Origin of the sequence: Halomonas llamarensis (assembly GCF_023555005.1) — a bacterium.
GTDB classification, from domain to species: domain Bacteria; phylum Pseudomonadota; class Gammaproteobacteria; order Pseudomonadales; family Halomonadaceae; genus Vreelandella; species Vreelandella llamarensis.
Window position 1 is genome coordinate 1 of sequence record NZ_JAMJPJ010000104.1, and the last position, 514, is coordinate 514.

At 56.0% G+C, this 514-nt stretch carries 1 protein-coding gene; it reads left to right on the forward strand.

Annotated features, from left to right (window positions below):
• A partial coding sequence (locus tag M8006_RS17775) for a transposase (RefSeq protein WP_250084556.1) occupies positions 1-290 on the forward strand: 290 nt, incomplete at its 5' end.
• Positions 291-514 lie beyond the last annotated feature (224 nt).

The following is a 514-nucleotide window of genomic DNA, read 5'->3' on the forward strand; positions in this document are numbered from 1 at the left end:
CCTCGACAGATCGCGGCCATCTGACCACCCAGGACGTCATGGCCCGCAATCAAGTGAATTTGCTGCTGAGCCTCTATGCGTACCAGGTGCTGCACAGCGTGCGTTGCGTGATGGAACGCCGAACCGGGCAAGGTTGGAGCCTGGTCAAACTGCGTGAGCAAGTGTTGAAAGTGGCGGCCACGTTCACGGTAAAAGCCCGCCAAATCCGCATGCGCCTGGGTGTTGCGGCCGACAAGTGGTGGCCTCGTTTACTCCCGGGCATCCGACGACTGCCACCACTTCCCGACTGACATAATGGCTTCATCGGCGCAAGTATCTTCATCGGCTAAGGGCCGAGAGCACACCGTGGGCAAATGACGGCGATCTATGCAAAAACGCGATAAAAACGTAAGCGAGCCATTAACCACATCTTCTCACGTTGAGTTTTGCTGACCACACTGAGGCTTTCTTTATCCAGGAGATCCTCATGAACCACGAACTCAATGCCATGCAGGCTTTCTGGCTCGGCCATCTC